This is a genomic window from Parafrankia sp. BMG5.11, assembly GCF_004337455.1.
Genome location: NZ_SJXI01000171.1, coordinates 26,167 through 42,232, shown reverse-complemented (window position 1 = coordinate 42,232; position 16,066 = coordinate 26,167). Strand labels below are relative to the sequence as shown.

General features: G+C 71.6%; 15 protein-coding genes. 6 read left to right on the top strand and 9 right to left on the bottom strand.

Going from position 1 to position 16,066, the window contains the following annotated elements; all coding sequences use genetic code 11:
- Nucleotides 1-205 precede the first annotated feature (205 nt).
- Nucleotides 206-628 (bottom strand): TOBE domain-containing protein, encoded by a 423-nt coding sequence (locus E0504_RS49060; RefSeq protein WP_112106649.1) that lies wholly within the window; start codon nucleotides 626-628, stop codon nucleotides 206-208.
- Between the two features lie 874 nt (nucleotides 629-1,502).
- Between E0504_RS49060 and E0504_RS49055 the strand changes: the two genes are divergently transcribed.
- Both E0504_RS49055 and E0504_RS49050 read left to right on the top strand, forming a co-directional pair.
- Entirely contained in the window at nucleotides 1,503-1,934 is a 432-nt protein-coding gene (locus E0504_RS49055; RefSeq protein ID WP_131628006.1) for a Zn-ribbon domain-containing OB-fold protein, read from the top strand.
- A 1-nt stretch (nucleotide 1,935) separates the two neighbouring features.
- On the top strand, nucleotides 1,936-3,081 hold the full coding sequence (locus E0504_RS49050) for a thiolase family protein (protein ID WP_112106648.1): 1,146 nt from the start codon (nucleotides 1,936-1,938) through the stop codon (nucleotides 3,079-3,081).
- Nucleotides 3,082-3,213: 132 nt separating this feature from the next.
- Here E0504_RS49050 and E0504_RS49045 read toward each other — a convergent pair whose 3' ends face one another.
- The 4 genes from E0504_RS49045 to E0504_RS49030 all read right to left on the bottom strand — a co-directional run bounded on the left by E0504_RS49045 (nucleotide 3,214) and on the right by E0504_RS49030 (nucleotide 6,559).
- On the bottom strand, nucleotides 3,214-3,888 hold the full coding sequence (locus E0504_RS49045; RefSeq protein ID WP_112106647.1) for a bifunctional 2-polyprenyl-6-hydroxyphenol methylase/3-demethylubiquinol 3-O-methyltransferase UbiG: 675 nt from the start codon (nucleotides 3,886-3,888) through the stop codon (nucleotides 3,214-3,216).
- Between the two features lie 218 nt (nucleotides 3,889-4,106).
- On the bottom strand, nucleotides 4,107-4,901 hold the full coding sequence (locus tag E0504_RS49040) for an SDR family NAD(P)-dependent oxidoreductase (protein WP_112106646.1): 795 nt from the start codon (nucleotides 4,899-4,901) through the stop codon (nucleotides 4,107-4,109).
- A gap of 37 nt (nucleotides 4,902-4,938) precedes the next feature.
- Nucleotides 4,939-5,757, bottom strand: a complete 819-nt coding sequence (locus E0504_RS49035; RefSeq protein WP_112106645.1) for a TetR/AcrR family transcriptional regulator — start codon at nucleotides 5,755-5,757, stop codon at nucleotides 4,939-4,941.
- Between the two features lie 28 nt (nucleotides 5,758-5,785).
- Nucleotides 5,786-6,559: a sugar phosphate isomerase/epimerase gene (locus E0504_RS49030; protein ID WP_112106644.1), complete on the bottom strand. Its 774-nt coding sequence runs from the start codon at nucleotides 6,557-6,559 to the stop codon at nucleotides 5,786-5,788.
- Between the two features lie 527 nt (nucleotides 6,560-7,086).
- Here E0504_RS49030 and E0504_RS49025 point away from each other — a divergent pair.
- Entirely contained in the window at nucleotides 7,087-7,596 is a 510-nt protein-coding gene (locus E0504_RS49025) for a MaoC family dehydratase (RefSeq protein WP_112106643.1), read from the top strand.
- A gap of 49 nt (nucleotides 7,597-7,645) precedes the next feature.
- A complete protein-coding gene (locus E0504_RS49020; RefSeq protein ID WP_112106642.1) occupies nucleotides 7,646-8,452 on the top strand; it encodes a CoA ester lyase in 807 nt (268 codons plus the stop codon).
- Nucleotides 8,453-8,519: 67 nt separating this feature from the next.
- On the opposite strand, the gene E0504_RS49015 is transcribed toward E0504_RS49020, so the two are convergent.
- A complete protein-coding gene (locus E0504_RS49015) occupies nucleotides 8,520-10,001 on the bottom strand; it encodes a CoA-acylating methylmalonate-semialdehyde dehydrogenase (RefSeq protein ID WP_131628004.1) in 1,482 nt (493 codons plus the stop codon).
- A gap of 105 nt (nucleotides 10,002-10,106) precedes the next feature.
- Nucleotides 10,107-11,282, bottom strand: a complete 1,176-nt coding sequence (locus E0504_RS49010) for an amidohydrolase family protein (RefSeq protein WP_200835306.1) — start codon at nucleotides 11,280-11,282, stop codon at nucleotides 10,107-10,109.
- Nucleotides 11,283-11,307: 25 nt separating this feature from the next.
- Between E0504_RS49010 and E0504_RS49005 the strand changes: the two genes are divergently transcribed.
- Both E0504_RS49005 and E0504_RS49000 read left to right on the top strand, forming a co-directional pair.
- Nucleotides 11,308-12,171, top strand: coding sequence for an alpha/beta fold hydrolase (locus tag E0504_RS49005; RefSeq protein WP_131628002.1), 864 nt, complete (start codon nucleotides 11,308-11,310; stop codon nucleotides 12,169-12,171).
- A gap of 157 nt (nucleotides 12,172-12,328) precedes the next feature.
- Nucleotides 12,329-12,994: a nitroreductase family protein gene (locus tag E0504_RS49000; protein WP_071063271.1), complete on the top strand. Its 666-nt coding sequence runs from the start codon at nucleotides 12,329-12,331 to the stop codon at nucleotides 12,992-12,994.
- 148 nt (nucleotides 12,995-13,142) lie between these two features.
- Here E0504_RS49000 and E0504_RS48995 read toward each other — a convergent pair whose 3' ends face one another.
- Together E0504_RS48995 and E0504_RS48990 are read right to left on the bottom strand one after the other, a co-directional pair.
- Nucleotides 13,143-15,038 carry an ABC transporter ATP-binding protein gene (locus tag E0504_RS48995; protein ID WP_243657995.1) on the bottom strand — a complete coding sequence of 632 codons (1,896 nt, stop codon included), beginning with the start codon at nucleotides 15,036-15,038 and terminating at the stop codon, nucleotides 13,143-13,145.
- A complete protein-coding gene (locus tag E0504_RS48990) occupies nucleotides 15,019-16,032 on the bottom strand; it encodes an ABC transporter ATP-binding protein (RefSeq protein ID WP_112106638.1) in 1,014 nt (337 codons plus the stop codon). Before E0504_RS48990 ends, E0504_RS48995 begins: the two co-directional genes overlap by 20 nt.
- Nucleotides 16,033-16,066: the final 34 nt, after the last annotated feature.

The following is a 16,066-nucleotide window of genomic DNA, read 5'->3' as shown; positions in this document are numbered from 1 at the left end:
TCCCGCTCGACCCTCCGGGGGTCGAGCACGTTTCGCGGCAGGGCACGACTGGCGGAGCGAGCGCCGTCCTGCACGTGCCGCCCGGGTACCGCCGTGGATCGCCTCCGGTCGGGTCCGCGCCGGCGGCGGGCGGCTGTCCCCGCGGCCCGGAGGCCGCGGGGAGGGGGCCCGGCCAGGTGGGGGCACGCGGGCCGCGCTGGACTCGTCAGGCGGCGGCGACGGCCACCTCGGTCGACTTGACCAGGGCGGTCACGGCGGTGCCCGCGGCCAGGCCGAGTTCGGCCGCGGCGGCGAGGGTGATCGCCGCGGTGAGCTCGCCGCCCTGCTCGAGGGTGACATGTGCCACGGCCATGGCGCCGCCGGTCTCGATGCTCGAGACGGTGCCGCGCAGCTGGTTGCGGATGCTCAGGCCGTCCACGTTGCCGGTGGCCAGCGAGATCTCGGTGGACTTGATCAGGACGTCGACCCCCGAGCCCTCCTTGAGGCCGAGGTCGTCGACGGCGTCGAGTGTCACCGCCGCGGTCAGGCTCTGCCCGCCGGGCAGCGTGATCAGTACCGTGCTCATCACCGCCCCCCGGGTGATCTCGCTTACGGTTCCGGTCAGCTGGTTGCGGATGCTCAGGCTCACTGGCCACCTCGTCGTGTCGAAAGCATGACTGGCCGGGCGCCGAGCGGCACCCGAGAGCCCTTCCTACCCATTCACTCGCCGGAACGCACTCGTCGTGACCGTGGGTCACCTGTCTGCGGCAGATTCACGAATGTGAGCGGTGAGGTACTGGTACGTGCTACCGGCGGTGTGGATAGAGGTGGGTGTACCCGCAGCCGCCTTTGCTGATTGGCGCGCCTCACTCACCCCGTGAACACGGTTATCCAGGTCGGGTGACTCCGCGGTTGCGGAATGGGATCTTTCCCGTTCAAAGCGATACCGGCCGGCCGCGGGCCGGGATTCGGGTGCCGCGCCCGGTGCCCCGTGCGACGCCGGCCGCCACCGGCCGTGGTCGGCGCCCGACTCCGCGAGTCATCGCGGCCCGCGGCCGATGTGGGTCACGGCGACATTCCGTGGGCGGCGGTGGGTGCCACCCCCGGCCGGCCTGGCCGGGCCGCGGGCCCGTCCACCGCGGTGATCCGGTTGCCGGGACCGTCGCTCCGCCGCCAGATCGTTTCCCGTGCGGGTACGTCGGGAATGTGCATATGCTGCCCCTACCCGGGGGCTGTGCGCCTTCGGGCGACCCGCTGATCGCCGGCGCCCGGCGCACGATCCGCACGATGTGGAGGGCCGGATCCCGTTGCTCGTCCCTCGTCCCGGCCGTGCGCTGGTCCGCGGCCCACGCGATCGGCGGAACCCGGCCACCTGCGTTCGCGGAGTCCCGGGGCGAGGTGACACCGGTGCGGTCCGTCGAAGACGTCCGATGCCGAGCTGAGCGCCGTGGCCTCCGCCGGCCGACATCCGGATGATTTTCAGTGACCTGTCCGTGGCCGGTCACCATGCTAGGAGTGTTCTGATGGCACAGATTCCCTTTGCTCCCGACGTGTTCACCTGGCCCGCGAAAAAACCACAGTTGATCGGCGCCCGCTGCCGCAGCTGCGCGGCGGTCACGTTCCCCGCGCAGGATTCCTGCCCGCGCTGCGGCAAGCTCGAGATGGAGCAGCGCCTGCTGCCGCGCGAGGGCACCCTGTGGACGTGGACCACCCAGGAGTTCCTGCCCAAGGAGCCCTACGCCAGCGGTGAGACGCCCGAGACCTTCAAGCCGTTCGCGGTGGGCCTCGTGCAGCTCGGGGACGACGTGCGCGTCGAGGGCCGCCTGACCGTCAGCAAGCCTGACGAGATCAGGTTCGGGATGGGGCTCGAGCTGGTGATCTACCCGTTCCGCACAGACGAGGACGGTACCCAGGTGATGTCGTACGCGTTCGCGCCGTCCGAGGGAGGAAACTGACATGGAGGACGTCGCGATCATCGGGGTGGGTATCCACCCCTTCGGGCGCTTCGGCAACAAGTCGGCGATCCAGATGGGCGCCGAGGCCGTCCGCTCCGCGCTCACCGACGCCGGCCTGGAGTGGAAGCAGGTCCAGTTCGCCTTCGGTGGGAGCTGTGAGGTGGACAACCCCGACGCGGTCGTGGGCCTGCTCGGCCTCACCGGCATCCCGTTCATGGACGTCTACAACGGCTGCGCGACGGCCGCGACCGCGCTGGAGCTGACCGCCGACGCGATCCGGTACGGCAAGTACGACATCGGCCTCGCGGTCGGCATGGACAAGCACGCCTTCGGCGCCTTCACGGCCGATCCCGTCCACTACAGCGCCCCGCCGTGGTACGGCGACATCGGTCACTTCCTGACGACGAAGTTCTTCGGGATGAAGATCAACCGCTACATGCACGACCACGGGATCTCGCACCGCACGCTGGCCCGGGTGGCGGCGAAGAACTACCGCAACGGCGTGCTGAACCCCAACGCCTTCCGTCGCAAGGCGCTGACGGAGGACGAGATCCTCACCTCCCAGATGCTCAACTACCCGCTGACGAAGTACATGTTCTGCAGCCCGGACGAGGGCGCCGCGGCGATCATCCTGTGCCGCGCCGACATCGCCCGCCAGTACACGTCCAACCCCATCTACCTGCGGGCGAGCACGCTGCGGACCCGTACCTACGGCGCGCACGAGGTGCACAGCTCCTGGGCCGCGGTGGAGCACGCCGAGGCCCCCACCGTGTTCGCGTCGAAGGCGGCCTACGAGACCGCGGGCATCGGCCCGGAGGACGTCGACGTCATCCAGGTCCAGGACACCGACTCCGGCGCCGAGATCATGCACATGGCGGAGAACGGCTTCTGCGCGGACGGCGACCAGGAGAAGCTGCTCGCGGAGGGCGCCACCGAGATCGGCGGCCGGCTGCCGGTCAACACCGACGGCGGGCTGATCGCCAACGGCGAGCCCGTCGGCGCCTCGGGTCTGCGCCAGATCCACGAGCTGGTCCTGCAGCTGCGCGGGCAGGCCGGCGACCGGCAGGTCCCCGGCAACCCGCGGGTCGGCTACGCCCAGCTCTACGGCGCGCCCGGCACGGCCGGCGTGTCGATCGTGACCACCTGACCGCTCCCGCGGACGCCCGGTCGGCCCCGCGCCTCCCCGACGGGGGCGCGGGGCCGATCTCGTCCTGTGCCCCCTGGCCGGGGAATGCGTGGGGCCCGCCGCCGGGCGGTCGCCCACTTCCGGGGTGCCCGGTCAGGTCGGGCGCCGCAGGCGCAGGGCGTTCTCGACCCGGAAGCCCACCTGGCCGTTCGGGCGCGACATGGGCGCCTCGTACATCTCCCGCAGCTCCACCGCCCAGCCCTCGGTGGCCGCGCCCAGCTCGGCGCGGACGTCGTCGGGACCGGCGAGCCTGGTGTGGGGCTTCTTCCTCGGCTCCCAGGACGGGGCACCGGCGTGCCCGACCACCAGCAGCGTCCCGCCCGGGGCCACCCGGGCGGCGCTGGCGCGGAGCACCTCCGCTCGCGGCATGCCGACCGGGGAGTGCAGGAAAAGGGCGAGGACGAGGTCGAAGGAGCCCTCGGGGACGCCGTCGGCCAGGTCCTCGCATCGCCAGGTGACCCCCGCGTCGACGCCGGCGGCCGCCGCGGCGCCGGCGGCCCGGGCCAGCGCCGTGGGTGAGACGTCGACCGCGGTGACCCGCCAGCCCCGGGCGGCCAGCCAGACGGCGTCACCGCCCTCGCCGCACCCGAGGTCCAGCGCCGTCCCAGGCGCCAGCCCGCCGACCTCCCGGACGAGCAGCTCGTTGGGGGCTCCCGTCCACATCCGGTCGGTGCGCCGGTAACGGTCCTCCCAGAACCGGCCGCACTCGCCCGGAGAAGGTGTCGTGCCTGCTGTGTCGGCTGTGCCGTCAGCCGTCGTTCCTGCCACGCCCCATGGTCACGGGTGCTGCGCGCGGGGCGGACCTGTCGCGAGTCCCACGCCGCCGTTCCCTTCGTCCTCCCGAGACCAGGTCACGATGGTCAACAATCAAGATAGTCAACAATGTTGACGGTGCTGGGTCGGCGTTCACGATCATGATCTGGTGATTTCGAACCGGGGCGGGCTCGGCGTCCGCTCAGGAGACGCACGAGGTTCTGAGTCGCGCCTCAGGTGTCGCGGATCCCGCCCAGGCTCGGGCCGCCGTCGACGGCGAGGGTCTGCCCGGTGATGTAGGACGCCGCGTCGCTGGCGAAGAAGAGGATCGCGTTCGCGACCTCCGCGGGCGTCCCTGGCCGGCCCAGCGGGGTGGCCGTGCTGAACTCGGACGTGTCGATGCCGGCGACGCGCCACGCCTCGACCGCGCGCTCGGAGGCGACCGGCCCGACGGCGAGGCAGTTGGCGCGCACCCCGTAGCGCCCCCACTCGGCCGCGGTGACCGTCGTGAACATCTGCAGCGCGGCCTTCGACGAGGCGTAGTGCGCGCCGCCCCGGACCCCGTGCAGGCCGGCGTCCGAGGAGATGTTGACGATCGCGCCCGAGCGCTGCGCCACCAGGTGGCGGCCGGCCTCCCGGGTGCAGAAGTAGGCCGCCCGCACGTTGAGATCGAAGCTGGCGTCCCAGGCCCTGGTCGGCAGCGAGGAGAGCGGGCCCATGCGGGTGCCGCCGGCGTTGTTGACCAGCACGTCGATCCGGCCGAGCTCCTCGACGGCGCGCCGCACCAGCCGGATCACCTGCTGCTCGTCCTTGACGTCCGTCGGCACGGGCAGGCAGCGGCGGCCGGTGGCGGCCCGGATGTCCGCCGCGGTCCGCTCCAGGTCGTCGACGGTGCGCGCGGCGATGGCCACGTCGGCACCGTGGGCGGCGAGCAGCCGCGCCGCCGCCGCCCCGATGCCCGTCCCGCCGCCGGTGACAACGGCCACCCGGCCGGTCAGGTCCAGCAGGTCGGTCGTCGGTGTGGTCACGCGTCGCCGCCGGGGGTGCGCATCCGTCTCGTCTCCTTCACTGGTGGGCGGACGAGGCCGGATCGCCCGCGCCGCCCGTGCTCCCGGGCTGTGCCGGGGGCCGCCGCGGCTCGTCGTGGGGGATCCCCGTAGGGTCGCGCAACTGGAGCGCGTTCACGAACAGCCTGGTGATCTGCGCTATGCCGACGTCGAAGTCGCACACGGGCTGGCCCTGCACGAGCCACTGCTCGGCGAAGCGCCACATCATCGCGCCGAGAGCGGCCGAGGTGACGGCCGGGTCGAGGTCGGGGTCGGCGAGCCGGTGGCGCTGGAGCTGCTCGATGGAACGGGCGACGTCGTCCGAGTGGCGGCCGAAAAGCTGGGTCCAGACGGTGTAGACCTGCTCGTCGTGCCGGGAGACCTGCTCGATCACGCTCATGATCCGCGCCTCGGCGCGGTACGCCTCGAAGTGGACCCGGATCGCCTCGGTCAGCCGCTCGTGCGGCGACATGCTCGAGTTGCGGGCGAGGATGATCGCCATCCCGGCGCTGAGGGCGGCGTCGATGACCGCCGCCACCTCCCGGAAGATCTGGTCCTTCGAGTCGAAGTAGTGGTAGAAGGACCCGTGCGACACGCTGGCGCGCTCGGCGATGTCCGCCACCCGCGTGTCGTGGTAGCCCTTCTCCTCGAAGACCGCCTTGGCGGCCTCGACGAGGCGCGCCCTGGTCTCGGCTCCGCGGCGCGAGCGGGGGCCACCGCCACCGTCGGGACGGCTGTCGGCGGCGGCACCGGCACCGGCCGCAGCGCCAGGACCGGCACCGGCACCGGCTCCGGCGCGGGCCGCGCCGGCTCCAGGACCGGCGCCGGTCCTGGTCACGCGCGCGTCCCGGGTGGGCGGCGCGAGGTCATCGCCAGAACCCGGCGGTCGTCTCGTAGGCGCGGCGGGCGAACTCGGCGACGGGCAGCCCACGCAGCTCGGCGTTGAGCACCTCGACGCTGACCAGGCCCGACCAGCCCCGGTCGAGCAGGGTGGCGGCGAACCGCTCGAGGTCGAAGATCCCCTCGCCGGGCATGGCGCGGCGGTGCATCGTCTCCTTGATCCCGTTCGGGGAGATCGGCGGGAGCGCGTCGTCGAACTGGACGTAGGCGATGCGGTCCAGGGGCACCTGCTCGAGCTGCTCCCAGGTGCTCTCCCCGTTGAAGAAGTGCCACGTGTCGATCAGCACGCCCGCGCGGTCGGGGCCGGCGGCCTCCACGATGTCCACGGCGGTGGCGATCGACTTCGTGCCGCCCAGCGGGCTGAACTCCACCGCCATCCCGGCACCGGCGGCGGCGAACAGCGCGGCGCACCGGGCGATCAACGGGGCGCTCCGCTCGTCGAGCCCCACCCGGAAGCCGGTCAGGACCCACCGGGCGTTCACCGCGGCCGCGGCCTTCGCGACCCGGCGAGCCTGGTCGATCGTGGCCTGCTCGTCGTCGGTCACGATCAGGGCCAGGATCTCGTGGCAGCGCAGGCCCGCCGCGGCGAGGACGGCCGCTCCGGCGGCGTCGGCGTTGGCCTCGGCGAGCCCGACCGACCCGAACCCGGCGCCCGCGGCCGCCGCCACGAGGCCGGCTGTGTCGACGTCCCAGCGCGAGTCGGGCGTCAGCGCCAGCTGGACTTTCGGTTCCGATGTCATCGCCCGTCCCGCCCTGGTGCGCCGACGGCGCGACCGGGGGGCGGCGCCGCAGTGTGTCCGCCGGATGACGGCTCTTCCGAGCCGACGTTCAAAGTTGACGTCAGTGTAAACATATGACGCGGGCAACCCGCAAGACCCCCTGCCTCCCGCGCCCGCCCGGCCCGTCCGCCGGAGCCCCTCGTCGGAGGTGGGACGAGTGCCGTCCGGCCTGGCCTGACATCGGAGAGGAAACGCTCACTTTGAATGATGGGTGGAAGTTCGCGTGCCGAGCCGCGGGCCCTGCCGGGGCCGTGCGCGACGCCGGGCGGTGCGCTACGGGCGACGTCGACCACTATCGGCGGCTAACGGTCGACCGTCGCGCGCGAAATTGCTATAAGGGTTAGTCCGGGGCGCGGCGACCGCGTATACGCGCGTTGACAGTCGCGCTGGCTGGTCCGTACAGTACAGTTCGTCGCGGGACGGATAATCCGGAAAATCGTCGGTGGAATAGTGCGGGCGAAAATCGGGCAGACAGATCAGGCGGAGATGTGACGCGAATTCAGCAGCGCGGGCTTTATTTCGAGGAGCTGCAGACCGGCGCGATCTACGTGCACAGCCCGGGCCGCACCCTCGGCGAGGCCGACAACACTTTCTTCTCCACTCTCACGATGAACCCGCAGAGCCTGCATCTCGACGCCGCCGCGAGCGCGTCCACGGAGTTCGGTGAGCGGCTCGTGAACAGCATGATGACCCTGTCGGTCATGGTCGGGCTGAGCGTCCCGCAGCTGACGCAGGGCACGACGGTGGCGAACCTCGGCTTCGGCGCCATCAGCTTCCCCGCGCCCGTCCTCGCCGGCGACACCATTTACGCCGAGACCGAGGTCCTGTCGAAGCGGGATTCCCGCTCGCGGCCGGCGAACGGCATCGTCGTCTTCGTGCACCGGGCCCGCAACCAGCGCGGCGTGCTCGTCGCGCAGGCCGAGCGGACCGCGCTGATGCTGCGGCTGCCGGCCGGTGAGGGCGCCGGCGGGGAGCCTGCCGGCCCGGACGCCGGCTGACGTATCCGGTGGTCGATGTTCTGCCGGGAGTTTCGAGGTGGGAGACAGCGTGACCGACTGGGCACTGGGATCGTCGCTTCTGTTCTGCCCGGCGGACCGGCCGGACCGGTACGAGAAGGCCCTGGCGGCCGCGGACACCGTGATCCTCGACCTCGAGGACGCGGTCGCCCCCGCGCGGCGCCCTGAGGCCCGTGTGGCGCTCGTCGAGCACCCCGTGGATCCGGCCCGCGTGATCGTCCGGGTGAACCCGCGGTCGACCGCCGACTACGACGAGGACATCCGCTGCCTCGCCCGCACCGGGTACCGCACGATCATGCTGGCGAAGACCGAGGACGTCCGCGAGGTCGAGGAAGCGGACCCCTACCAGGTGGTCGCGCTGTGCGAGACGGCGCGCGGGGTCCTCGCCAGCGCCGAGGTGGTGCGCGCGCGGAACCTGGCGGGCGTGATGTGGGGCGCGGAGGATCTGATGGCGTCGCTCGGCGGCAGCTCGAGCCGGCTGCCCGACGGGCGGTACCGCGACGTCGCGCGGCACGCCAAGTCCACCGTCCTGCTGCACGCCGCCGCCTCCGGCGTGCCGGCGATCGACACGGTCTTCCTGGACGTCGCCGACGTCGCCGGCCTTGCCGCGGAGGCCGACGAGGCCGTCGCGTCCGGCTTCGTGGCCAAGGCGTGCATCCATCCCTCACAGGCGGCCGTCGTCCGCCGGGCGTTCCAGCCGTCCGACGAGGACGTCGCCTGGGCCCGGCGGGTGGTGAAGGGCAGCGAGGGCAGTGCCGTCTTCCTGCTCGACGGCCAGATGATCGACGCGCCGCTCGTCGCGCAGGCCCGCCAGATCCTGCGCCGGGCGGACGCCTAGCCGTGCCGGCCGGGCGCCGGGGGGAGCGGGCCTGGTGTGTGCCCCGTCCCCCCGGAACCCGGGGCTGTCAGCGGTTCGCGGGGAAGACCAGGTCGACGGCGGTGGGGGTCGACTCTGGCCACCGTGAGGTGACGACCTTCGGCCGGGTGTAGAAGCGGATCCCCTCCGGGCCGTAGATCGGGGCGTCGCCGAAGATGGACGCCTTCCAGCCGCCGAACGAGTGCCAGGCGACCGGCACCGGGATCGGCACGTTGATCCCGATCATGCCGACGTCGACCTGGCGGGTGAAGCGGCGGGCAGCGCCGCCGTCCTGGGTGAACAGCGCCACGCCGTTGCCGTACTGGTTGCTGTTGATCAGCTGGATGGCCTCGTCGTAGCTGTCCACCCGCACCACGCTCAGGACCGGGCCGAAGATCTCGTCGTCGTAGACGCGCATCCCCGGCCTGACGCCGTCCAGCAGCGAGCAGCCGACGAAGTACCCCTCCTCACGGCCGGCGGAGCCGTCGACGACGACGCGGGCACCCTCGTCGGTCGCGCCCTGGACGTAGGACCGGACCCGGTCGCGGTGCTCGGCGGTGATCAGGGGGCCCATCTGGGACGACTCGTCCGAGGCCGGGCCGACCACCACGTCGGGGATGCGTGCGGCGATCGCGTCGACCAGCGGGTCGGCGACCGCGCCGACCGCGACCACGACCGAGATCGCCATGCAGCGCTCGCCGGCGGACCCGTAGCCGGCCGAGATGGCGGCGTTCGCGGCCGACTCGATGTCGGCGTCCGGCAGCACAACCATGTGGTTCTTCGCGCCGCCGAGTGCCTGCACCCGCTTGCCGGCGGCGGTGCCCGTCTCGTAGATGGAGCGGGCCACCGGGGTGCTGCCGACGAACGACACGGCGTCCACCCCGGGGTGGGTGAGCAGGGCGCGCACCGCCTCGGCGTCGCCCTGCAGGACGTTGAACACGCCGTCCGGGAAACCGGCCCGGGTGACGAGGTCGGCCAGGATCAGCGAGGCCGACGGGTCCTTCTCCGAGGGCTTGAGGATGAAGGTGTTGCCGGTCGCCACCGCGTTGGCCAGCATCCACAGCGGCACCATGACGGGGAAGTTGAACGGGGTGATGCCCGCGACCACGCCGACCGGGTGCAGCTCGGTGTGGACGTCGACGCCCCGGGAGACCTCCGAGCTGTGCGAGCCCTTCAGCAGATGGGGGATGCCGCAGGCGAACTCGACGCACTCGATGCCGCGGGCGACCTCGCCGAGCGCGTCGGAGTGCACCTTGCCGTGCTCGGCGGCGACGGCCGCGGCGAGCTCGTCACGGCTGGCGTCGAGCAGCTCGCGTAGCCGGAACAGCAGCGTCGAGCGGTTGCTGAGCGAGGACGCGCCCCAGCTCACGGCGGCGTCCCGGGCGACGCGCACCACGTCGTCGACCTCCGCGGGGGAGGCGAGGGTGACCTCCCCGGTCTGCACTCCGCGGCCCGGGTCGAAGACGCGGCCGACGCGGCCGGAGGCCGAGGGGGCGGACTTGCCGTTGATCCAGTGCCCGATCGTCTTCACGCGTTCCTACTCCTGACTCGCATCCTGTACGGATGCCCGATTGTGTCTGGACATGAAGCGCCGGGGCGACCGGGGCAGGACCCCCGGCTGCCCCGGCTGACTGGTTCAGAGGCGGTACAGCCTGCGGGCGTTCTCTCCCAGGATCTTCGCCCGGGCCTGCGGAGACAACGTGGCCAGCTTCGGCCCGACGGTCCCCAGCGGGTCGGGATAGAGGCAGGTCGGGTGGGGGAAGTCCGTCTCGAAGAGGATGTTGTCCTCGCCGACCGCGTCGATCAGTGCCGGGAGCTTGTTCCGGTTCTTCTCGAACCAGAACGTGGCGTAGATGTTGCTCCGGAAGTACTCGGACGGCGGCTTGCGCATCCGGCCGAGCTCCTCGGGAGCGTTCTCGGACATCTCGTAGTCCAACGCCTCGAGGATGAACGGGATCCAGCCGACACCGCTCTCCACCGACACCGTCTTCAGGTCGGGGTGCCGGTCGAAGATCCCGGAGAGGATCAGATTCGTCACCACCCGTGCGTTCCCGATGAACAGCAGTGTGCCGCCGATGGCGAGCTTGGTGTTGTTGTCGTGTGACGGCCACGGGTACTTACCGTAGAACGTCATCGTGGTCACGCTGGCCCCGATGTGGAAGTGGACCGGCAGTTGCAGTTCGGTGCACACCTCCCAGAACGGGTCCCAGGCCGGGTTGGCGAGGTCGGGGGCGCCCAGGTCCTGCGGGTCCGAGGTCATGTTGACCCCGCGTGCGCCGAGGGCGTGGACCCGGCGGGCCTCGGCGACGCACAGGTCGACGTCCCAGGCCGGCATGAGCGGCAGGGGTAACAACCGGTTCCCCGAGTCGCTCTGGATCTCGGCCATGGCGTCGTTGTAGATCTCGACCGAGAGCCGGGTCAGCGCGGGGTCACTGGCCGCGCCCAGGTCCTGGCCGCCGAGGCCGATCGTGCTCGGAAAGATGATCTGCGCGTCGATGCCGCACTCGTCGAGCACGCCCAGGCGGACGGCCGGATCGTAGGCGCCGACGTGGACCTGGTCGATCGTCCAGTGGTGCAGCGCGGTGTCCGCGCTCTCCTTGTGGCCGTCGCGGCCGATGACACCGGCTGCGCTGAAACGCCCGACAGGCTTACCGTCGAAGACCCACATCGGGGTGCCGTCGACATCCTCTACGCGAGGCACCCGGTCACGGTATGCAGCCGGTGCACGCTTGGTGAACAGATCCGGGGGCTCTGACCAGTGCGAATCCGCATCGACGATGAACAGGTCGCTCTCTTTCAAAGATATCGACATGGATGTCGATGTTAATATGTGACTCATGACACGAGCAACAGTTAACGGGTTGTCGGTCGCCTACGAGCTGATCGGCGAGACAGGCCAGCCCTGGGCGATCACGCCGGGTGGGCGTTACAGCAAGGACACGCCGGGTGTGCGCGAGCTGGCCCAGGAGATCGCGCTGACCGGTCGGCGGGTTCTGATCTGGGACCGGCCGAACACCGGCGAGTCCGACGTCAGCTTCGACGGGGCGTCCGAGTCGGAGATGCAGGCGGACACGCTCGCCGCGCTGATCAGGCATCTTGACCTCGGGCCCACGGTCATCGCGGGCGGCTCGGGTGGCTCCAGGGTGTCGCTGCTCACGGCCGCACGTCATCGGGACGTCACCTCCGGCCTGGCCATCTGGTGGCTCAGCGGTGGCATCTACGGTCTGATGAGCATTGGTGTGCACTACGGCAGCGGCTCGTTCACCGCCGCCTGGAACGACGGAATGGAAGCGGTCGCGGCGCTCCCGGAATGGAGCGAGCCCATCAGCCGTAACCCGGGGAACCGCCAGCGTATTCTCGACCAGGACCGCAAGGAGTTCCTGGCCACCATGGAACGCTGGATGTCGGTCTACTGCCCGCGGGAAGGCGAGCTCGTGCCCGGCCTTCCCGATGACGACGCGCGCAAGCTCGATATCCCGGCGCTTGTCCTGCGCAGCGGCGTCAGTGATATTCACCACCGGCGGGAGACCTCCGAGCAGATTGCGCAGCTGCTGCCCAGGGCGGAGCTCAAGGAGCCGCCGTGGAGCGACACTGAATGGAACGACCGGCACACCCCGGAGGCGACGAAGGAAGGTCTTTTCTTCAACTGGCCGAAACTCGCCCCCGTACTGCTGGAGTGGGCTGACGAGAATCTGACCTGATCGAGGTTCGCGGTACGCGGCGGCGCTCCGCCGGGAGCGCCGCCGGCTCCCCGCCGCGGGCCGTGGGCTCCGGGCGGTTTGACGCGCGTCACGGGTGTGGTGAAGGTTGACATGTCGCCATGCCCGTCGCGGGTCGGACCAGAGGAGTAGCTGCCGAATGAGTGATCTGGAACCGGGATCCGCTGCGCCCGCCATCGAGCTCCGCGAGGCCATGCGTACCGCGCGCTCGCTGCGCCGTTTCCGGCCCGACCCGGTCTCCGACGAGGTGCTCGCCCGCTGCCTGGAGGCGGCGACCTGGGCGCCGTCGGGGTCCAACGCCCAGTCCTGGCGGTTCGTCGTGCTGCGCTCCCCGGAGGTCCGCGCCGTGCTCGGCCCGGCGTTCCGCGAGGGGTGGGACTGGGTCCGCACCATCTACGGCCAGGCCGACGAGCGGCCGGCGCCCGACGACGACTCGCGCGAGGCCCGGCTGACCCGCACGATGCTGCACCTCGTCGACAACTTCGAGAGCGTGCCCGTCTACGTGCTGTTCTGCTACCGGCTGACGGGCTTCGTGCCCGAGTTCATCGAGGGCGGCTCGATCTACCCGGCGATGCAGAACTTCCTGCTCGCCGCGCGTGCCGAGGGCCTGGGCACCGTCCCGAGCACGTGGTTCACCTTCGCTGAGGAGAAACTGCGTGCCGTCGTCGGTATCCCGGACGAATGGCGGATCGCCTCGCTGGTGTCCGTCGGCTGGCCGGTGGGCAAGCACGGACCGGTCCGCCGCCGTCCGCTGCACAAGGTCGCCGCCCTCGACACCTGGGACAATCCCCTGCTCAACGGGTGACGCCCGAGGTGTGTCCTCGCTGACGGCTCATCTCGCCCGACGTACGTGCCACCGCCTGGGGCCTCCGGCAAGCGAGGCCCCAGGCGCAGACCAAGGTCTGATGCGGCGTTGCCGGAGCCGATCCCGGAAATCTGGGATCGGCTCCAGGTCAGGCGGTGGTGCCCCCAGAGGTCTTCTTCGTCTCCCCGGCTGCGCTGCCGTCCGCGTCGTCGCTCACGGTCGTCTCGACGGTGGGCGGGTCACCAGCGTCCGTGGCCTGCTCCGTGGTCGCTGTAGCCGTGGGAGGCTCGGTGCTCGCGGGCGCCGCGGTGCCACTCGGCGTCGTCGCGGTCTCGGCCGTGGCCGGGTCGTCGGTGGCCGGGGTTGGCACGGCGGCGGTCCCGGCCGCCACTGACTCGTCGGTGGTCGGCGTCGTCGAGGCCTCGGTCGCGGTCGCGGTCTGCTCACCGACGGCCGATTCGACCGTCGGCGGGTCGCCCGCCGCCTGGTCGTCCGCGGCCTGGTCGTCCGCGGCCTGGTCGTCCGCGGCCTGGTCGTCCGCGGCCGCCGCCTCGTCGCCCGTGGTGGCGGGTGCCGCGGCGGCCTTGGCGAGCGCGGGCTCGGCGGTCACCGACGTGGCGAGCGTGGGCTCGGCCACCACGGGCTTGGCGACCTTGGGCTTGGCGACCTTGGGCTTGGCGACCTTGGACTCGGCGACCTTGGACTCGACAGCCGTGGGCTCCGCCGCCGTCGCAGTCGCCGGTTCGCCGGGCGTGAGCTTGGCGGCCGCGACCGCGGGCTCGCTGGCCGCGGGCTTGCCTGCGACCGGCTCGGCCGCCACAGGCTCGGCCGTCACCGGCTCGGTGGCTGCGGGCTCGGCCGTCACCGACTTGGCGGCTGCGGGCTCGGTGACCGAGGGCTCTTCGGTGACCGGGGGCTTGGTGGCCTCGGGTGTGGTGACTGTGAGCTCGCTCGCCGGGGGCTCGGTGGCGTCGGGCGTGGTCTCGGTCAGGGTGGCGGTGACCGGCGTGGCCACCTCCGTGGCCGCTGCCGCGGCCGCCGATTCGGCCAGCGGTGAGGTCAGCGGGAAGTGGCAGGCCACGTACTGGCCCGGGCGGACCTCGCGGATCTCCGGCTCCTCGGAGGCGCAGCGCTCCTCGGCCAACGGGCACCGGGTGCGGAAACGGCATCCCGTCGGCGGGGACAGCGGGGAGGGCAGATCGCCCTCCAACGCGGGGCCGGTGAAGCCGCGCTCCGGGTCGGTCAGCGGGACGGAGTCCAGCAGCGCCCGGGTGTAGGGGTGGGCGGGCTGGTCGTACACCAGGTCGGAGTCGCCGAACTCGCACACCTTGCCGAGGTACATGACCAGGACGTCGTCGCTGACCGCCCGTACGACCCCGAGGTCGTGCGCGATGAACACGACGGTCAGGTCGAACTCGGCCTTCAGCTCCTCGATCAGGTTGAGGATCTGCGCCTGCACGGAGACGTCCAGGGCGGAGACCGGCTCGTCGCAGATCAGCAGCCGCGGGTGCAGCGCGAGCGCGCGGCCGATCGCCACCCGCTGCGCCTGGCCGCCGGAGAGCTGGCGGGGCAGCATGTCGGCGAAGCGGTCGCCGTCCAGCCCGACCTGTCCGAGGACGGACGCCGACACGGTGGCCCGTTCGGACGCCGGGGCACGGGCGACCGCCAGACCCTCGACGACGATGTCCTTGACGCTGCGGCGGGGGTTCAGCGACGCCACCGGGTCCTGGAAGATCATCTGGATGGAGCGGCGGAGCTCGCGCATCCGGCGTTCGCCGACTCCCTCGATGCGCTCGCCGGCGAACGTGATCTGGCCGGAGGTCAGCCTGTCCAGCCGGAGCACGGCGCGCCCGGTCGTGGACTTCCCACAGCCGGACTCACCGACGATCCCGAGCGTCTCGCCGGGCAGGACGTCGAAGCTGACCTTGGAGACGGCCTGGACCACCCCGCCCTTGGTCGGGTACTCGACCACCAGGTCGCGCACGCTGAGCAGCGCATCCTCGCCGCGCAGATGGGCGGTTCCGCTACCGGCCAACGAGCTCACCTCCGGGGACGACCGCGGCGCCGTCCTGCACCGGGCTGATGCAGGCGACATCGTGATCCGCACCGACGGAGACCATCTGCGGCCCGGGGTCGGCACACTTGGGGTCGACGTGCCCGCAGCGCGCGGCGAACCGGCATCCCGGGGGCGGGTCGATGGGGTTGGGCAGCGAGCCCTGGATGAGCCGCATCGGTGCGTGCCGCTCGTGGTCGATGGTCGGGGTCGCCTCGAGCAGCGCGTGGGTGTAGCGGTGCCGGGGGGCCTCGAAGACCTGCCGGGTGGCCCCGGCCTCGGCCAGGCGCCCCGCGTACATCACCGCGACCCGGTCGGTGCGGCCGGCGACGACCGCCAGGTCGTGGCTGATCAGAATCATGGACATTCCGTGATTGCGCTGGACCCGGCGTAACAGGTCGAGGATCTGGCGCTGGACGGTCACGTCCAGCGCCGTGGTCGGCTCGTCGGCGATGAGCAGTGTCGGCTCGCAGGCGAGCGCGGTCGCGATCATGACCCGCTGCCGCATGCCGCCGGAGAGCTCGTGCGGGTAGTTGCGCAGGCGCCGCTCGGGGTCGGGCACCCCGACCTCCCGGAGGAGGTCGAGGGCCCGACCGCGTGCTTCGGAGCGGCCGACGCCGAGGTGCTTGCGCATCCCCTCGGTGAGCTGCCGTTCCACCCGGACCACCGGGTTGAGCGATCGCCCCGGGTCCTGGAACACCATGGCGATCTGCTTGCCCCAGATCTCGGCGCGTTGTTTGCGGGGGAGGGTGAGCAGGTCCCGGCCCTGGAACACCACCTGGCCGGAGCACCCGGACCGCGCCGGCATCAGGCCCATGATCGCGCGGGCCATCACCGACTTGCCGGACCCCGACTCCCCGACCACGCCCATGGCCTGGGCGGGGTCGAGGTCGAGGGAGACGTCGTCGACGGCGCGCACGACTCCACGCGGGGTGCCGATGTAGGCGCGCAGGTTGCGCACCTGCAGGACAGGATCAGTACTCATGGGCGCAGGGACCTCTCATCCATCCTCCGGACCT

What these genes read in the sequence shown, in the direction of transcription:
- E0504_RS49055 (WP_131628006.1), top strand. Translation starts at nt 1,503, where the DNA reads ATGGCACAGATTCCCTTTGCTCCCGACGTGTTCACCTGGCCCGCGAAA.
- E0504_RS49050 (WP_112106648.1), top strand. Translation starts at nt 1,936, where the DNA reads ATGGAGGACGTCGCGATCATCGGGGTGGGTATCCACCCCTTCGGGCGC.
- E0504_RS49030 (WP_112106644.1), bottom strand. Translation starts at nt 6,559, where the DNA reads ATGACATCGGAACCGAAAGTCCAGCTGGCGCTGACGCCCGACTCGCGC.
- E0504_RS49010 (WP_200835306.1), bottom strand. Translation starts at nt 11,282, where the DNA reads ATGTCGATATCTTTGAAAGAGAGCGACCTGTTCATCGTCGATGCGGAT.
- E0504_RS49005 (WP_131628002.1), top strand. Translation starts at nt 11,308, where the DNA reads ATGACACGAGCAACAGTTAACGGGTTGTCGGTCGCCTACGAGCTGATC.
- E0504_RS49000 (WP_071063271.1), top strand. Translation starts at nt 12,329, where the DNA reads ATGAGTGATCTGGAACCGGGATCCGCTGCGCCCGCCATCGAGCTCCGC.
- E0504_RS48990 (WP_112106638.1), bottom strand. Translation starts at nt 16,032, where the DNA reads ATGAGTACTGATCCTGTCCTGCAGGTGCGCAACCTGCGCGCCTACATC.